This window comes from Erythrobacter sp. (genome assembly GCF_039988855.1).
Classification (GTDB): Bacteria; Pseudomonadota; Alphaproteobacteria; order Sphingomonadales; family Sphingomonadaceae; genus Erythrobacter.
In genome coordinates, this window is sequence record NZ_JBDXIY010000019.1 from 426,268 (window position 1) to 442,114 (window position 15,847).

General features: G+C 56.4%; 20 protein-coding genes. 15 read left to right on the forward strand and 5 right to left on the reverse strand.

Annotated features, from left to right (window positions below):
- Positions 1-12 precede the first annotated feature (12 nt).
- The 9 genes from rpsP (at position 13) to ABJ205_RS14195 (ending at position 7,657) form a co-directional block, all read left to right on the forward strand.
- Positions 13-522: a 30S ribosomal protein S16 gene (rpsP, locus tag ABJ205_RS14155; RefSeq protein ID WP_348156587.1), complete on the forward strand. Its 510-nt coding sequence runs from the start codon at positions 13-15 to the stop codon at positions 520-522.
- A gap of 81 nt (positions 523-603) precedes the next feature.
- Positions 604-1,107, forward strand: coding sequence for a ribosome maturation factor RimM (rimM, locus tag ABJ205_RS14160; RefSeq protein WP_348156585.1), 504 nt, complete (start codon positions 604-606; stop codon positions 1,105-1,107).
- Between the two features lie 12 nt (positions 1,108-1,119).
- Positions 1,120-1,680, forward strand: a complete 561-nt coding sequence (locus tag ABJ205_RS14165) for a hypothetical protein (RefSeq protein ID WP_348510071.1) — start codon at positions 1,120-1,122, stop codon at positions 1,678-1,680.
- Complete coding sequence (locus ABJ205_RS14170) at positions 1,680-2,516, forward strand: TIGR04222 domain-containing membrane protein (RefSeq protein WP_348156581.1); 837 nt, start codon at positions 1,680-1,682, stop codon at positions 2,514-2,516. The genes ABJ205_RS14165 and ABJ205_RS14170 overlap by 1 nt, the downstream gene beginning before the upstream one ends.
- Positions 2,517-2,538: 22 nt before the next feature.
- On the forward strand, positions 2,539-2,865 hold the full coding sequence (locus ABJ205_RS14175) for a hypothetical protein (protein ID WP_348156579.1): 327 nt from the start codon (positions 2,539-2,541) through the stop codon (positions 2,863-2,865).
- Positions 2,862-3,815 (forward strand): carbon-nitrogen hydrolase family protein, encoded by a 954-nt coding sequence (locus ABJ205_RS14180; RefSeq protein WP_348156576.1) that lies wholly within the window; start codon positions 2,862-2,864, stop codon positions 3,813-3,815. The genes ABJ205_RS14175 and ABJ205_RS14180 overlap by 4 nt, the downstream gene beginning before the upstream one ends.
- A gap of 334 nt (positions 3,816-4,149) precedes the next feature.
- Positions 4,150-4,902, forward strand: a complete 753-nt coding sequence (gene trmD, locus ABJ205_RS14185; RefSeq protein WP_348156574.1) for a tRNA (guanosine(37)-N1)-methyltransferase TrmD — start codon at positions 4,150-4,152, stop codon at positions 4,900-4,902.
- Positions 4,899-5,267: a 50S ribosomal protein L19 gene (gene rplS / locus ABJ205_RS14190; protein ID WP_348156572.1), complete on the forward strand. Its 369-nt coding sequence runs from the start codon at positions 4,899-4,901 to the stop codon at positions 5,265-5,267. Before trmD ends, rplS begins: the two co-directional genes overlap by 4 nt.
- Before the next feature lie 158 nt (positions 5,268-5,425).
- Entirely contained in the window at positions 5,426-7,657 is a 2,232-nt protein-coding gene (locus tag ABJ205_RS14195) for a DPP IV N-terminal domain-containing protein (protein ID WP_348156570.1), read from the forward strand.
- A gap of 1 nt (position 7,658) precedes the next feature.
- On the opposite strand, the gene ABJ205_RS14200 is transcribed toward ABJ205_RS14195, so the two are convergent.
- The gene (locus tag ABJ205_RS14200; protein ID WP_348156567.1) at positions 7,659-8,522 is read right to left on the reverse strand and encodes an alpha/beta hydrolase; all 864 of its coding nucleotides are present in this window, start codon (positions 8,520-8,522) and stop codon (positions 7,659-7,661) included.
- A gap of 75 nt (positions 8,523-8,597) precedes the next feature.
- Between ABJ205_RS14200 and ABJ205_RS14205 the strand changes: the two genes are divergently transcribed.
- From ABJ205_RS14205 to ABJ205_RS14230, 6 genes are read left to right on the forward strand one after another with little or no spacing between them, the layout of a single operon-like run.
- On the forward strand, positions 8,598-9,623 hold the full coding sequence (locus tag ABJ205_RS14205) for an aspartate-semialdehyde dehydrogenase (RefSeq protein ID WP_348156564.1): 1,026 nt from the start codon (positions 8,598-8,600) through the stop codon (positions 9,621-9,623).
- Between the two features lie 4 nt (positions 9,624-9,627).
- Positions 9,628-10,239: a DUF2238 domain-containing protein gene (locus ABJ205_RS14210; protein ID WP_348510072.1), complete on the forward strand. Its 612-nt coding sequence runs from the start codon at positions 9,628-9,630 to the stop codon at positions 10,237-10,239.
- Positions 10,236-10,808, forward strand: a complete 573-nt coding sequence (locus ABJ205_RS14215; protein ID WP_348155601.1) for an aspartate-semialdehyde dehydrogenase — start codon at positions 10,236-10,238, stop codon at positions 10,806-10,808. Before ABJ205_RS14210 ends, ABJ205_RS14215 begins: the two co-directional genes overlap by 4 nt.
- A gap of 55 nt (positions 10,809-10,863) precedes the next feature.
- Positions 10,864-11,514: a DsbA family protein gene (locus tag ABJ205_RS14220; protein ID WP_348155599.1), complete on the forward strand. Its 651-nt coding sequence runs from the start codon at positions 10,864-10,866 to the stop codon at positions 11,512-11,514.
- Complete coding sequence (locus tag ABJ205_RS14225) at positions 11,511-12,257, forward strand: alpha/beta fold hydrolase (RefSeq protein WP_348155597.1); 747 nt, start codon at positions 11,511-11,513, stop codon at positions 12,255-12,257. Before ABJ205_RS14220 ends, ABJ205_RS14225 begins: the two co-directional genes overlap by 4 nt.
- Positions 12,258-12,280: 23 nt before the next feature.
- Positions 12,281-12,805 (forward strand): hypothetical protein, encoded by a 525-nt coding sequence (locus ABJ205_RS14230; RefSeq protein WP_348510073.1) that lies wholly within the window; start codon positions 12,281-12,283, stop codon positions 12,803-12,805.
- An 11-nt stretch (positions 12,806-12,816) separates the two neighbouring features.
- Here ABJ205_RS14230 and ABJ205_RS14235 read toward each other — a convergent pair whose 3' ends face one another.
- The 4 genes from ABJ205_RS14235 to rpsF form a co-directional block, all read right to left on the reverse strand.
- Positions 12,817-14,253, reverse strand: a complete 1,437-nt coding sequence (locus ABJ205_RS14235) for an AMP nucleosidase (protein WP_348158625.1) — start codon at positions 14,251-14,253, stop codon at positions 12,817-12,819.
- A gap of 122 nt (positions 14,254-14,375) precedes the next feature.
- A complete protein-coding gene (rplI, locus tag ABJ205_RS14240; protein ID WP_348158624.1) occupies positions 14,376-15,047 on the reverse strand; it encodes a 50S ribosomal protein L9 in 672 nt (223 codons plus the stop codon).
- A gap of 10 nt (positions 15,048-15,057) precedes the next feature.
- Positions 15,058-15,282: a 30S ribosomal protein S18 gene (rpsR, locus tag ABJ205_RS14245; protein ID WP_348158623.1), complete on the reverse strand. Its 225-nt coding sequence runs from the start codon at positions 15,280-15,282 to the stop codon at positions 15,058-15,060.
- On the reverse strand, positions 15,282-15,647 hold the full coding sequence (rpsF, locus tag ABJ205_RS14250; RefSeq protein ID WP_348158621.1) for a 30S ribosomal protein S6: 366 nt from the start codon (positions 15,645-15,647) through the stop codon (positions 15,282-15,284). The genes rpsR and rpsF overlap by 1 nt, the downstream gene beginning before the upstream one ends.
- Between the last annotated feature and the right edge of the window lie 200 nt (positions 15,648-15,847).

Below are 15,847 nucleotides of genomic sequence, written 5' to 3' on the forward strand. Positions count from 1 at the left end.
AGGTAATCTACAATGGCAGTTGCAATCCGGCTTTCGCGCGGTGGTGCTAAAAAGCGTCCTTACTACCGCATCGTCGTCTCTGACTCGCGTTCACCACGTGACGGTAAATATCTCGAGCAGATCGGCACATACAACCCGCTCCTCGCGAAAGACAATCCTGAGCGCGTGAAGGTCGACGAAGACCGTGCACGTCACTGGCTTTCAGTTGGCGCGAAGCCTTCAGACCGTGTGCACCGTTTCTTTGATGCCGCTGGCATTCTTGAGCGTGAAGCACGCAACAACCCGAACAAAGCAGAGCCGGGCGAAAAAGCCAAAGAGCGCGCTGAAGAAAAAGCTGAAAAGCTGAAAGAAGCCGAAGAAGCGGCGAAAGAAGCGGAAGAGGCTGCAAAAGCTGCTGCTGAAGCACCGGCTGAAGAGCCAGCAGCTGAAGAAGCTCCTGCGGAAGAAACACCTGCGGAAGAAGCTCCTGCAGAAGAAGCTGCGACCGAAGAAGCGGCTGCTGAAGAAAAAAGCGAAGGCTAAGCCCTTTCATGTCTTACCCCGTTCGTTTTGGGCCTGTCGCAGCGCAGCGCCTCGATATGTTCAATTCGAACGGGAAAGACTGTGTCTGACGAACTAATCGTTCTTGCTGCGGTCACCGGCGCGCACGGTGTCGCGGGTGAGGTTCGCCTCAAATTACTGGGCGAGGGGCTTGATGCTCTTCGCGAACATAAGACCTTCAATGAAGGCGAACTGACCCTCAAGAAAATTCGTTCTGACAACAAAGGCGGTGCGATCGCGCGCTTCGCGGAAGTTTCGGGCCGGAACAACGCCGAAAAACTGCGCGGGACCACCTTGAAAGTGCCGCGTGACGATTTGCCCGCTCTTGATACTGGTGAGTATTATCACGCTGACCTGTTGGGGCTTGCTGCGGTGACAGACGCAGGCACGCCAATTGGCACTGTTGCCGCTGTCGAAAACTTTGGCGCGACCGACATCATCGAAATCACGCTTGAGCCGGTGCCTGCTAAGGGCATGAAGACCATTATGGTCCCAATGACCAAGCAGGCAGTGATCGAATGGGACACCGCAAGACTTGTCATTTCCGAGGAATTCGCCGACCAATAGCGCATGAGCGCAATGGGAAACGCGACTTCGACTGAGATTTGGGAACGTCTATTGGCTCATTCGATTGGGCCCGATGATGCGCCTTTATCTTTTGCTGACCGCCTTGCGCGCGAAAATCGTTGGTCTTTGGCATTCACCCAGCGTGTGATCCTTGAGTATAAGCGTTTCTGCTACCTGGCATGCACTGCTGACCACGAAGTCACACCATCGGATGCAGTGGATCAGGTCTGGCACCTCCACCTTACTTACAGTCGTGATTACTGGGGCAAGTTTTGTCCTGAAATCTTGGGTGCAGACCTACACCATGGACCCACCGCCGGGGGACAGGTTGAGCGCACCCGCTACTACAACCAATATGCGCGCACGTTCCAATCATATGAGGACGCGTTTGGAGAGCTTCCGCCGGGCGACATATGGCCCGGAGCCAGGCGCAGGTTTGGGGTCGATCCGCAAGGGCTTCGCGTGAACCCAAATGATGTTATGATCCTCGACAAACGTCTCGCTCTTGCAGGGGCGCTAGGGTGGACCGCGCTTGGCATAGCGATTGCTGTTTTGATTGGAGTTTTTGTCTGATGGAGTTCTTTTCATCCTATACCGGGCCCGATTTTCTGCTTTTTTATGGCATAATGCTTGTGACCTGTGTGGCGGCTGGTCTTTGGATTTCCGCCAATTTACGGCCAGTAGGCAAGCGCGGCGAAGTCGAAGACTTGGAGGAGGTTGCGGTGCTCACGGGAGGTGCGGACCGGCTAACAGTCGCGGTTCTCTCTTCGCTATTTGCCAATGGCTCCCTGCGCGAAGGCGCCAGGGGCAAGCTCAATGTGAGGCGTAGAGAGGAAGCGGAGGGCAGCGCGCAGCGCGCGGTGCTCGCCAGAGTTGGCGATTTTACCCCGTCTGAGGCGCAAAAGTCGATTAATGCGGAGGCTGAGCGGGTCGAGGTCAATCTGATCCAACGCGGCCTGATCATGGACAGTTCAGAGCGGTTGCGAATGCGGTTTCTCTCCGCGCTACCTTATGCGGCGTTGTTCGTTATCGGACTGTATCGCCAACAAGCAGGTGAGGCGCAGGGCGAACCCACTGATTTTCTGTTTGCACTTTTGGTCGTGACCTTAGTCTTTGGTCTTATCCGCTTCTTTACGGGCACCAAGCGCACCGTTGCGGGCCAGCAATTGGTCAAGTCGCTTGAAGAGGAAGGCAGCCGTTTGAAACGCGCTCCGCAAGCCAATGAAGCGGGCTTTGCGGTCGCTCTGTTTGGCACTGGCGTGCTCGTGGGGACCCCGTGGGAGCCCGTTCACGCCGCGCGTCAAGCCGGATTTGGCGCTGATGGTGGCGATGTTGGTGACAGCTCCGACGGCGGCGACGGCGGCGATAGCGGCTGCGGAGGTGGCGGTTGCGGCGGTTGCGGGGGGTGATTTTGCGCCTTAAGGGGCGAACATGATCGCCGTTCTCCTGACATTATTCGCAGTTTTGTGTTTTCTTGGCATGATGAGGCTAGGTGCCGTGTTGCTTGTAAAGTTCGTTCTGGGAAAACGCTCCCGCCCGAACCGCATCCTCGCCGCAAGTCTTTTTGCCCCAGTGGGATTTCTGCTTCCGATTTCGTTGATAAGCCTTGCTGACGGCGCGGCTGACTTTGCTGACCTGCTTATTGGGCTCGGCGTTGTTGGAGGGGTTTTTTCGGTCATTTTCTGTTGGCCGATCGCCCATTTCGCGACGAAAAAACTGGACAGCCTAACCGAATTTGACATTGAGACTTTTACATGACCCAATTGCCTGTTGCCATTTGCCAAGCCGCTCCGATCCCTTTGGATTTCAATGGAGGGATTGAGAAGGCGACCCGTTTGTCGCGCGAAGCTATCGAAACGGGCGCGCAATTTGTGGCCTTTGGAGAGACGTGGCTAGGCGGCTATCCGCTGTGGCTGGATGAGAGCCCCGGCGCGGCGCTGTGGGACCATCCGGGGACCCGGGCGTGCCACAACATCATGCTCGATAACGCGGTTGTGCCGGGTGATGAGCGACTTCTGCCCTTGCAAGAGCTTTGCGATGAAAGCGGCGCGTGCATCTCCATCGGCGCGCATGAGCGGGTTCGCTCTAGCCTTTACAACAATCAGCTCCTTTTCCGCCCCGGCCTGCCGCCGCTGGACCACCGCAAGTTGGTGCCAACGCATGGTGAGCGCCTTATCTGGATGCGCGGTGATGGCTCGACTTTGGGCGTGCATGAGGCCGAATGGGGGAACGCTGGCAACCTTATCTGCTGGGAGCATTGGATGCCGCTTGCCCGCGCGGCGATGCATAATCTGGGCGAGAGCCTGCATGTTGCCGCATGGCCCACCGTGCGCGAGGAATATGCTCTTGCCTCGCGCCACTATGCGATGGAAGCACGCTGCTTTGTGCTCGCTGCTGGGTTGGTGCAGCACCGCGATGATCTGTTCGACGGGTTGGAGCGTGTGGGCGGGTCTCCTGAAGCGCGCGAGATGTTCGAGGCGATTGAGAGCGAGGCGCTTAATCGCGGCGGCTCAATGATTATTGCGCCTGATGCGCGGGTTCTGGCTCAGGCGGGCGAGGGCCAAGAGATTTTGCACGCCGAGCTCGACCTGTCAGAGCGCGGGCAGGGGCTCACCAGCCTTGATACCGACGGTCACTACTCGCGCCCCGATGTGTTTGAGCTCAGCATAGATACGCGGGCGAAGGATGGGGTGAATTGGGGGACATGACCTTCGCTTCGGTTCTTTCTCATGTTGCTCAGACGGTTTTTGTCTTGATTGCTCTCAATCTGGCGACAATTTGGGGCTATCAGTTTCTCTATCGCGCCAGCATGCGATTTTGCACTAAACGTGAGATGGTTTGGTTGCTTCCAGCAAGCTGGCCGGTCCTTATTGTCGCGTGGTGGATGCTTGGCTTGTACGATAATGGGTTGAGGGTTTTGTCAGACCGCAAACACTATTGGGCATGGTGGATGCCCGCAAGTGCGTTGATTGTTTTTGGTGCTGGTTGTTGGTTCGCGCGGTGGAACAGGGCGCGGCTTTTATTGAAGTTGGCGCGCTCTGTATGACCTTCGCCGCCACCATCCTGACCCTCTATCCGGAGATGTTCCCTGGTCCCCTCGGTGTTAGCCTTGCGGGCAAGGCGCTTGAGCGCGGAGATTGGTCGCTAGACACCGTCAACCCGCGCGACTTTGCCACGGACAAGCATCGCAAGGTCGATGATACGCCCGCAGGGGGCGGGGCGGGGCTTGTGCTTAAACCCGACGTGTGGGCGCGGGCTTTGGACTCGACCCTCCCCGAAACGGGGGATGCGGTGCCTATCCTTGCCATGACGCCGCGCGGCAAACCCATCACGCAAGGCCGCATACGCGAGATCGCCAGCGGCCCCGGTGTCACCATTCTTTGCGGGCGTTTTGAAGGATTCGATGAGCGTCTGTTCGAAGCGCGCCCTCAGATTGAGGAGGTTTGCCTTGCCGATATTGTGCTTTCCGGCGGTGAGCCCGCAGCCTTAGCCATACTTGATGCTTGCATTCGCCTCATTCCCGGCGTAATGGGCGCGGCTTCTAGCGGGGTTGAAGAATCGTTTGAGGACGGTCTTCTTGAATACCCGCAATATACCCGACCTCAAGAATGGGAAGGGCGCACGATCCCCGAAGTGCTGCGATCTGGGGATCATGCGAAGGTTGATGCTTGGCGTAAAGCTCGGGCTGAAACTGACACTAGGTTACGCAGGCCGGATTTATGGGAGCGCTATGAGAGCGCTCGGGTCCAGTCTGCCTCTGGCGCGCGGCGAAAACAAAAGGATACGGACCAGTGAACCTGATCCAGCAAATCGAAGCCGAAGAAATCGGCAAGGTTACTAAAGACATTCCAGATTTCCGCGCAGGTGACACCGTGCGCGTGGGCGTTAAGGTGAAGGAAGGCACGCGCGAACGTGTGCAGAACTTTGAAGGCGTTGTCATTGCGCGGTCAAACCGCAGCATCAACTCCAACTTCACCGTGCGCAAAATGAGCTTTGGCGAAGGCGTTGAGCGTGTGTTCCCGCTGTATGCGCCCATCGTGGACAGCATCACCGTGGTTCGCCGCGGCGTCGTGCGCCGTGCGAAGCTTTACTATCTGCGCGGCCGCACCGGTAAGCGTGCGCGTATCGCGGAACGCCGGGAAAACGCTCCTAAAAAGTAAGAGCGTATCACAAGCAAATTCGAAGAGGGCGGTTCCGGTTGGAGCCGCCCTTTTTCATTTGCAGGCCTTGCGTTTCCTCGTCGTCATTGCGAGGAACATTTGCGATGAAATTGAGCGGTCTCTCGCGCCGCTTTGGATAAAGAGGGATCCCACTCGAAATGCGCTTGTTTCTGACAGCTGCTGCCGCCGCTCTTCTTTCCACCACAGCATTGGCCGACGACCATATGACCGACACCCCTGATACTGGACCAGAGCTCACATTTGAGCGCGTTTTTGCTTCGCCTTCGTTAAATGGCTCTAGCCCGCGCGGTGTGCAGTTTTCGCCTGATGGACGGTATCTGACGCTGCTGCGCAATCGGGCGGAAGATGCGGCGCGCTATGACCTATGGGGCTTTGACCTTCAGACACGCGAATGGCGGATGTTGGTGAATAGCGAGGCGGTGGGTTCAGGCCGCGAGCTTTCCGAAGACGAAAAGATGCAGCGCGAACGAGCGCGCGTGGGGAGCCTTAAAGGCATCATCACCTATCAATGGGCAAGCGATGCGAGCGGCGTTTTGGTACCAATTGATGGCGATCTTTATTTTGCCAAACTTGACGGTGACGTTCAGCGGTTGACCGATACCGAAGAAAGCGAACTCAACCCCAAATTGTCACCAAATGCTGGCTTCATCTCTTTTATCCGCGATCGCCAGCTCTGGGTTGGCGCTGTTGGCGGAGACGCCGCGCCGATCACTCCCAAGGAAGGTGACACTATTCGCTGGGGCGAAGCGGAATTTGTCGCGCAAGAAGAGATGAGCCGCCTCACCGGCTATTGGTGGAATGGCAGCGACACGCGCCTTGCCGTGCAGCGCACCGATGAAAGCCCAGCTGGCATCGTCACAAGAGCTGCGATTGGTGCCACAGGTACCAAAGTGTTCGACCAGCGCTATCCCGTGGCAGGCTCAGACAATGCGATTGTTGAGCTGTTTGTGATGGACCCCGATGGTGGGAATCAGGTGAAAGTCGATCTTGGCGAGGACGCCGACATCTACATCGCGCGGGTCAATTGGGGCCCCGATGGTATGCTGTATGTCCAGCGTCAGAACCGCGAGCAGACGGTGCTCGATATGCTCAAGGTCGATCCTGCTTCGGGTGAGAGCGAGATTTGGTTCACTGAGAAAGCGGCGCGCGAAGAGTATTGGATCAACCTCAGCGACAACTACCGTTTCCTCAAAGACGGCAGCCTGTTGTGGTGGTCAGAGCGTGATGGTTTTGGCAATTTCTACCGTTACGACGGAAGCGATTGGATGCAGCTCACCAGCTTCAAAGAGCCCGTGACCAAACTCGTCGGGATCAATCAGGACAAAGACCAACTCTTCTTCTCCGCCGTCGAAGGTGTGCTGACGGAACAAGTCTATTCCGCGAGCCTTTCCGATCCCTCAGAGCCAAAGCGTCTGACAGAAACCGATTACACCAACACCGCCAGCATGGACCCCACCGGCTCACTCATGCTCGTCAGCCGTTCTGCACCCGATCAACCCACGCAAAGCTATCTCGCCGGCGATCTTGGTCAGCGCCTGACATGGGTGGAGGAGAACGCGCTGGGTGAAGACCACCCGTACACGCCGTTCCTGCTGGGACACGCCATGCCTGAATATGGCATTATCCCGGCGGAAGACGGGACTGATCTGCATTACATGATGCTCAAGCCCGATATGGAGCCGGGTAAGCAGTATCCGGTGTTCTACTATCACTATTCAGGCCCGGGTCCGCAGATCGTGGATAAAGGCTGGGGCGGGGCGCTGGCGCAAGCTGTGGTCGACAAAGGCTACATCTATTTCGCGCTCGACAACCGGGGCACAGCCAATCGCGGAGTGGATTTTGAACAACCGATCTACCGCGCCATGGGCGGGGTTGAAGTGGTGGATCAAAAGACCGGCGCAGAGTTCCTGAAAACGCTGGATTTTGTCGATCCGGACAAGCTTGCGCTCTATGGCTGGTCCTACGGCGGTTATATGACGCTGAAGCAGCTTCAGGCCGATCCAGGGCTTTATGCAGCAGGCATTTCCGGCGCGCCCGTGACCAAGTGGGAGCTCTACGACACCCACTACACCGAACGCTTTATGGGTGACCCACGCGAAGTGCCTGAGGCGTATGAGAAAGCCAGCGCCATTCCCGATGCGACCAAGATCGCTGATCCGCTTTTGCTGATTCACGGCATGGCGGACGACAATGTGGTGTTTGAAAACTCATCAGAGCTAATCAGCGTTCTGCAAGAGAACAATGTGCCGTTCGAAATGATGCTCTACCCCGGTTACACGCACCGTGTGTCGGGAGAGCAGATTTCACCGCATATGTGGAACTCAATCTTCCGCTTCTTGGAAGCGCACGGGGTTACGCCGCCTGAGTAAATTAGGCGAGCCACTCCAGCACCTTAGCCGCCACTTCCTCGGGCGCTTCGACCTGAGGGTAGTGGCCAATTGTCGGTAACAAATGGTGCCGCGCTCCCGGCACCACTTCGCGCCATTTGTCATAGGCGTGCTTACCCGAAACCGGGTCAAGCGCGCCATTGATAAGGCCGATTTTGCTTTCAGCACCTCTAAGAGCCGCCTCCCAGCGATCCTTATGCATGCGGCGGTCTGCGATGTAGTGCAGCAGCTTGTGCATGATGCGATTGCCGGAATTGTGCGCGATAAAGTCCCAGAACTGATCAAGCTCTTCAGGAGAGGGCTTTGTGTTGGGACCAAAGACTTGGCTGAAACTCTGTCCAAACCGCTCTCGGTTCATCAGCAAACCAAGCAGAAAGCCAAAGGGCGACACGCCGATCTTCTGCATGGTCACGGGGCGATGTTGATCGGGGAAGATGCCGCCATTGAGGAAGATTATCTGCCCCAAGCCCGGAGCACCATCCCCCGATTGCTGGCGCGCAAGCAACTCCTGCCCTACCGAGACACCGTAGTCATGGACCAATGCGTCAAATTTCCCGATGCCAAGATGCGCCAATTGAGCCTGTTGAATGTCGGCCTGTTTGTGGATCGAGTATCCTGAGCGTGGTTTGTCTGAGAGCCCAAACCCGAGCATATCGCACACGATCAGATGATGGTCTGCTCCCAACTGTTCCCAAACGCTCGCAAAATCCCACGCACATGTTGGATAGCCATGCACCAGCAACAATGGCCGCGCATTCGTATTCTCTCCTGTCCAATAGGCAATCTGGTGCCCCTGAAAGTCGAAATATTTGGCCTTTTGCCGCCAAACCTGTGTATCGGCCTGCATGAAATCTCCCTTTGGAGATGATGCTAGCTGTCCACCGGGGCAGCGCAACCCAAATTGACGTGAAGGATAATAAGAATGGGCTACCGTGTAGCAGTCGTCGGCGCGACCGGAAATGTGGGCCGCGAAGTCATGCAAATCATGGCCGAACGCGAATTTCCCGCTGACGAAATCGCAGCGGTTGCAAGCTCGCGCAGCCACGGAACCGAGGTTGAGTACGGCGACAGCGGCAAGATGCTCAAATGCCGCAATATCGAACATTTCGATTGGTCTGGCTGGGATATTGCCTTGTTTGCTGCTGGCTCTGGCCCGGCAAAAGAATACGCGCCCAAGGCGGCGGCTGCGGGCTGCGTTGTGATCGACAACTCCTCGCTATATCGTATGGACCCGGATGTGCCGCTCATCGTGCCAGAGGTGAACCCGGATGCGATTGATGAGTATTCAAAGAAGAACATCATCGCCAACCCCAATTGCTCGACCGCCCAGCTGATGGTGGCTCTAAAGCCATTGCACGATGCCGCGACGATCAAGCGCGTCGTCGTCTCGACCTATCAGTCGGTCTCGGGCGCAGGCAAAGCGGGCATGGACGAATTATTTGAGCAAAGCCGCGCGATCTTTGTGGGCGATCCGGTTGAACCATCAAAGTTCACGAAGCAGATTGCCTTCAACGTCATCCCGCATATCGATGTCTTCCTCGACGATGGATCGACCAAGGAAGAGTGGAAGATGGTGGTTGAGACCAAGAAGATCCTCGATCCCAAAATCAAGCTTTCTGCCACATGCGTGCGTGTGCCCGTGTTTGTCGGTCATGCAGAAGCGGTGAACATCGAGTTCGAGGAAGAGCTTTCGGCAGAGCGCGCTCAGGAAATCCTGCGCGAGGCACCCGGCCTTATGCTGATCGATAAGCGCGAGGACGAAGGTTATGTCACGCCGGTCGAATGTGCCGGCGACAGCGCCACCTACATCAGCCGCGTACGCGAGGACCCAACGGTTGAAAACGGCCTTGCGCTTTGGTGTGTCTCCGACAATCTTCGCAAAGGCGCGGCGCTCAATGCGGTGCAGATTGCGGAACTCCTTGGGCGTCGTCACCTGAAGAAGGGGTAAGCGTATGGCTCCTCTTGCAAAGGCCCAGATGTGGATGCTGGCAACCATTGCAGTAGGGGTCCCGCTAAGCGCTTGGGGTGCCACATATCCTGCCAACACTTGGCTGCAAGTGGGGCCGGTCGCGCTCATGTTTCCTGCCGCCTATTGGGCACTGCGCCGTTGGCCCTTTAGCAACGCGTCTGCGGCATGTATGGCTGTGTTTGTCATCCTGCACCTGTTCGCAGCTCGCTGGTCGTACAGTTTAGTGCCGTATGATGACTGGACCTACGGTTCTATCAGCGCCCTGTTTGGATGGGAGCGCAATCATTTTGATCGACTCGTGCATTTCTCATTCGGCGTGCTCGCCATGCCGCTTATGGTCGAAATGGGCGCGCGCTATTGGGGAATGACAAAGCGGCTTGCCTGCGTCTTTGCGGTGACCTTTGTCTTCGCATTCGGAGGCGTTTACGAGATATTCGAGTGGACGCTCACTTTGGCTCTCGCTCCTGAGGCAGCGGGCGCGTATAACGGAGAGCAAGGCGACATGTTCGACGCGCAAAAGGATATGGCGCTCGCCGGGCTTGGCGCGGTTTTGATGATCCCTTTTGTTGGAAAGGCAGTTTGGTGGACAAAATGATGAACAACCGGCCTCTTCAGTTCGTGCTTGGACTTATTGGCGCGCTCGCGCTGGCCTCATGCGATAGCGGTCAAGTTCCATCGCCTGCGGACCGCATGGCTGGCGATGTGCCTGTCGATGTCGTCGATGAAGGTCTTGTGGCTCTTCACGGTGAGGGGCTCGTTGCGGGCGCTGAAAGCTTCTATTTCGCGGCGGGCCGCAATGAGGTTGAAGCCGCGCTTGCCTATGTGCTTGGCGAACCGGTCAGCCGCAACGAAATTGATGAATGCGGGGCAGGGATCATGGCGATGACCAGCTATTCCGGAGAGCTCACGGTCAATTTCCAAGACGGCTCTTTGGTCGGATGGAACATTGGGACCGCGCCCGAAGGTGAGGCCGCAAAAATCCAAATTGACGCCGATGTTGCCATTGGGATGCCGGCAGAAGAGTTGGCGGACACAGCGGGATATTCACCAATTGAAGACAGCACTTTGGGAGAGGAATTCGCTCTTAGCGATCGCGTGGGCGGATTCGTCGATGGCGGCTCTGTCTCAATGCTTTATGCCGGGACCCAGTGCTTTTTTAGATAAGGGCGCTTCTTCAGATAGCAGTGTTTTTTCCGCTGGCTTACGTTAAGCTGTCGGAATGACATTAAAGGCAGACCTCTATTTCAGCTTCCGTTCGCCCTATTCCTATCTGGCGGTGGGGCGATACCGTGATATGGCGCGCGAGTATGATCTCGACATAAATTTGCGCACGGTCATGCCGATTGCAGTGCGCGATCCTGACTTATTGTTTACCGGAAATCCCGCTGCTCCGCGTTATATCGTCTTGGATTGTTTTCGCGCAGCGCAGTTTCTTGGAATACCTCTTAGCTGGCCGCGTCCTGATCCGATTGTACAAGATTTGGCAACGCGTGAGATCGCCAAGGAGCAACCCTATATCTTCCGCATTTGCCGCTTGGGACAGGTGGCCACGCGCAGGGGAAAGGGCTTGGAATTCGCCGCTGAAGTGGCGCAGATCATCTGGGATGGATCAACTGAGAACTGGCACGAAGGCGATCATCTGGCACAGGCCGCAACGCGCGCTGGGCTCAATCTGGCGGAGCTAGAGGCGGAGGCCGAGTCCGATGCAGAGGCGCTGGATAGCGAGATCGCAGGCAACACCAAAGCGCTCGATGACGCAGGCCATTGGGGCGTGCCAACCCTTGTGGTCGATGGGGAGCCCTTCTTCGGGCAGGACCGGGTGGATATGGCCAAATGGCGCATGGAGCAAAAGGGGTTGGTTAAGCGGTGAGTGCTGATAGCTTTACAGGCTTCGACGGAGCTGAGCTTGCCGTTACCGTGATGGGCGAAGGACGGCCCGTGGTTTTGGTCCATGGCCTTTTCTCAACTGCTCAGATGAACTGGATCAAGTTTGGCCACGCTGAGAAGCTTGTGGAGGCTGGTTTCAGGGTCATCATGCCCGACCTTCGCGCGCATGGGGCAAGCGCTAAATCCCACAATGCACTCGACTATCCGTTCGGCGTTTTGACCAAAGACCTGACCGCCCTTGTCGAGCATTACGGTCTGACCGACTATGATTTGGCGGGCTTTTCCCTTGGTGCGCGGACTTGTGCAAAAGGTGTGATTGACGGCCTTGCCCCGCGCCGATTGGCGCTTTGCGGGATGGGCTTGCAGGGACTTTCCGGTTGGGCACGGCGTTCCGCCTTCTTCATCGATGCAATCGACCGCTTTGATGAGATTAAACGCGGCGACCGTGCCTTCATGGCCAAAAGCTTTATGAAAACCATGGGCATTGACCGCGAAGCAGCCTTCTTGTTGCTTGGGGCAGTGGACGACGTGAGCGATGCGGACCTTGCCACAATCACCATGCCAACCGCGCTTATTTGCGGTGACAAGGATCAAGATAACGGTTCTGCTAAAGATCTTGCACTGGTACTGCCCGATGGGCGTTACCGCGAGGTTTCAGGCACGCATATGAGCAGCGTAGCTGACGGCGCATTTGGCGATGCGTTGGTGGAATTCTTCGAGAGTTAACAAAGCCGCACAGGGAGAGGGAAATGCAAGAAAAAGTGAGCGTTCGTTTCTGGCTGATTGGGATTGTCGTCTTCCTCGGAGTGATGGCTGCAACGGCATCGGTTGAGCAAGGCGGGGTCACTTACGGCATTGTAGACCACCAAGCCGCAGCAACAGCGGCGATGGTCAATGAGATTCAAACCCAGTGGCGCGAGGAAGGGGTGCGCAACTTCGCGATCTTTGCTGTCATCTGCGATCTTGGCTGGATCTGGATTTACGCTCTGGGAAGTTATCTTGCAGGCCGTGAATTTGCGGCAAAGCGCCAAGGTGTTTTGCGTGTGATCGGGCTGGTCATTGCGGCGTCCGGCATGGTGTTTGGCATCACCGATTACGTGGAGACCATCTCGCAATTCATTCAATTGCTGCAAGACGCAGGCAGCGACACGCTCGCCGGCATCGCGGCATTCATGCAGCCAATCAAAAGTGCCGCTTTCGTGATTGCATTTATTGGAGTGATCATCGCGCTTGTGATGGATCGCTTTGCTAGGCGCTCCATCACAAGCAGCTAGAAGTCACCGGCTTACCGGAAGGGCGGCTCGTTGAACGCCCTTAACTTGCGAGAATGCAACCGGTCGCCTTCATCGCGAAGGTGCTTGCACGCTTCCAAACCTATCTGAAGGTGGGCTGCAATTGCCTCTTCGTAGAATTTGTTGGCTTGACCGGGCAGTTTAATCTCACCGTGGAGCGGTTTGTCCGATACGCAAAGGAGCGTGCCATAGGGCACTCTAAAGCGGTATCCTTGAGCAGCAATTGTCGCGCTTTCCATCTCCACCGCAATTGCACGGCTTTGTGAAAAACGCTTGGCAGAGCTTGCGTAAAGAAGCTCCCAATTGCGGTCATCGGTGGTGACCACGGTGCCTGTGCGCATACGCTGTTTGATGTTGGCACCTTGGACGCCGGATACGGCCTCAGCAGCGCTGGCAAGGGCAAGTTGCACCTCGGCAATGGGGGGAATGGGCACTTCGGGGGGAAGCACGCTGTCGAGCACATGGTCATCGCGAAGATAGGCGTGGGCAAGGACGAAATCGCCGATTTTCTGGCTGGAGCGGACCCCGCCGCAGTGGCCGATCATCATCCAAGCGTGCGGGCGAAGCACGGCCAGGTGGTCGCAAATGGTCTTGGCATTGGAAGGGCCAACGCCGATGTTGACCAAAGTGATGCCTTTGCCGTCTTCGCGCATCAAGTGATAGGCAGGCATTTGGTGACGGCGCCATGCCGTTTCATCCAACTGAATTTGCGCGTTGTCGGTGTTTTCATTGATGTCGAGGCCAGCGGCACCTTTCAGCGCGGTATAATCGTCCCGACCGATCTGCTGCGCCCCCCAGTTCACAAACTCATCGACATAGCGGTGGTAGTTTGTGAACAGGATGAAGTCTTGAAAATCCTCAACCTTGGTCCCAGTGTAATGCGCTAGGCGTGCGAGCGAATAATCGGTGCGCAGGCCATCGAAGATCGACAGCGGCATATCCGAATTTTCATCAAACTCGATCCCATCGGCTAGCTCATCGCCGATCAGCGAGAGGTCGGTTGAAGGGAAGTGCTGTGCAATGTCTTGGGGCGCAATGCCTTGCATGGCAGCGCCCGCTTCGCCGTCGAGCACGTAAGGGAAGGGGATTTCTTGGCGCGAACGGCTGACGGTGACGTCGATTTCATACTCGGCGGAAATCAGCTCCAACTGCTCAGCGAGGTAACCTGCGAACAGATCAGGGCGCGTAATTGTCGTGGTGTATGTCCCCTGCAGCTCCAAGCGGCCAAAGGCGCGGCTGCGGTCTTGGGGATCGCCCACACCTGAATAATGCAATGTCAGCTGGGGGTAGGCGTAGCTGCCGTCGTGGCGCTTGCGCTCAGGGGGAATTGTACCGTGCTTACCAAAAGCGATAACATCGCTGCGCAGGGCCAGGACAGCCTCAGAATAGTGGTCTTGTAATTGTTCAAGGATAGTTGGGATTGGTGTCATATAGTTTTTTCCTGTTGTTATTGTCGTCATATCTAGGGGTTTTTAACCCCTTTTACAAAAAGGGCGCGACAGTCGTGTGACTGCCGCGCCCTTTTGATTGGGTGTTATGGGGAACGAGGCGCTCAGCCTTCGCTCTCCTCAGCTTTAGCCTCACCAGCGTCCGCCGCAGCTTCGCCTTCAGCGTCTTCCGCAGGAGCAGCGCCTTCTTCGAAGAGCTCCTCAGGGATTTCGCCAGGCTCAAGGCTTGGGTCGCGGGTGTTGATTGAAGCGGCTTCTTCGATCTCACGCTGTTCGTCTGCGAACATTTGCGCAAGAACATCAACGCCTTGCGTCTGAAGCTCAGCTTCGTCGTCTGAACGAGCGACGTTTGCTTTGACAGTCACATGCACCTCAGGGTGAAGCGCGACGGTTACGTCGTGCATACCGATGGTTTTAATCGGCGCGCCCAAGATGACTTGCTTTTTGTCAACTTCGTGACCTTGCTCAGTCAAGCCAGCGATCATGTCACGTACGTTGACGGAGCCATAAAGCTGACCGGTGTTCGATGCTGCACGGATGAGGATAACCTCAGCGCCTGCAACTTTTTCACCAGCGCTTTCAGCAACAGTCCGCTTTTCAGCGTTGTCTTTTTCAAGACGCTCACGGTTGGCTTCAAATACGGCCTTGTTGGCGTCATTAGCGCGCAGAGCCTTCTTTTGTGGAAGAAGGAAGTTGCGTGCGTAGCCATCCTTAACGGTAACAACATCGCCAATCGTGCCGAGCTTTTCGACGCGTTCTAGGAGAATGATATCCATGTGTTCTCTCCTATTTCACGATGTATGGAAGCAGGCCGATTTGGCGTGCGCGTTTGATGGCCTTGGCCAGTTCACGCTGCTTCTTGGCTGAGACGGCGGTGATGCGCGAAGGCACGATCTTGCCACGTTCGGACATAAAGCCCTGAAGCAGACGCACGTCTTTGTAATCGATTTTTGGGGCTTCCTTGCCTGAAAACGGGCAAGATTTGCGGCGGCGGAAAAACGGGCGGGCCATCAGTCGCGCTCCTCACGGTCTGAACGGCGCTTACGATCGCGCTCGTTTTTGCGCATCATTACCGAAGGACCTTCTTCGTGCTCTTCAACACGAATGGTCATGTAACGGATGACGTCTTCATTGATACGGGTCTGGCGTTCGAGCTCTGCAACAACCGAGCCAGGGGCGTCGATGTTGAGCATGACGAAATGCGCCTTACGGTTGCGGTCGATTTTGTAGGCGAGGGATTTGAGGCCCCAAGTTTCGGTCTTAGTGACCTTGCCTTCGTTCGCTTCGACGATTTCGGTCGCCGTGGCCGCCAGCGTGTCGACTTGAGCTTGGCTCAGGTCCTGACGCGCGAGGAAGATGTGCTCATACAGAGCCATATTCCATGTCCTTACTATGTAATGCCGATCGCTGGCTTGTCTGCACGATTGCAGGGCCCCTCCGGCTTTCTTTTGGCCCTCCTTTGAAAGAAGGGTTGGGGGCACATAACGGGTGCAGCTCAAAAGGCAAGGGCCAATGCAAGTTCAAACGCATGCGTGTTCAATTACCGCAGACGGAGCGGCGATTCTCAAATCCATCA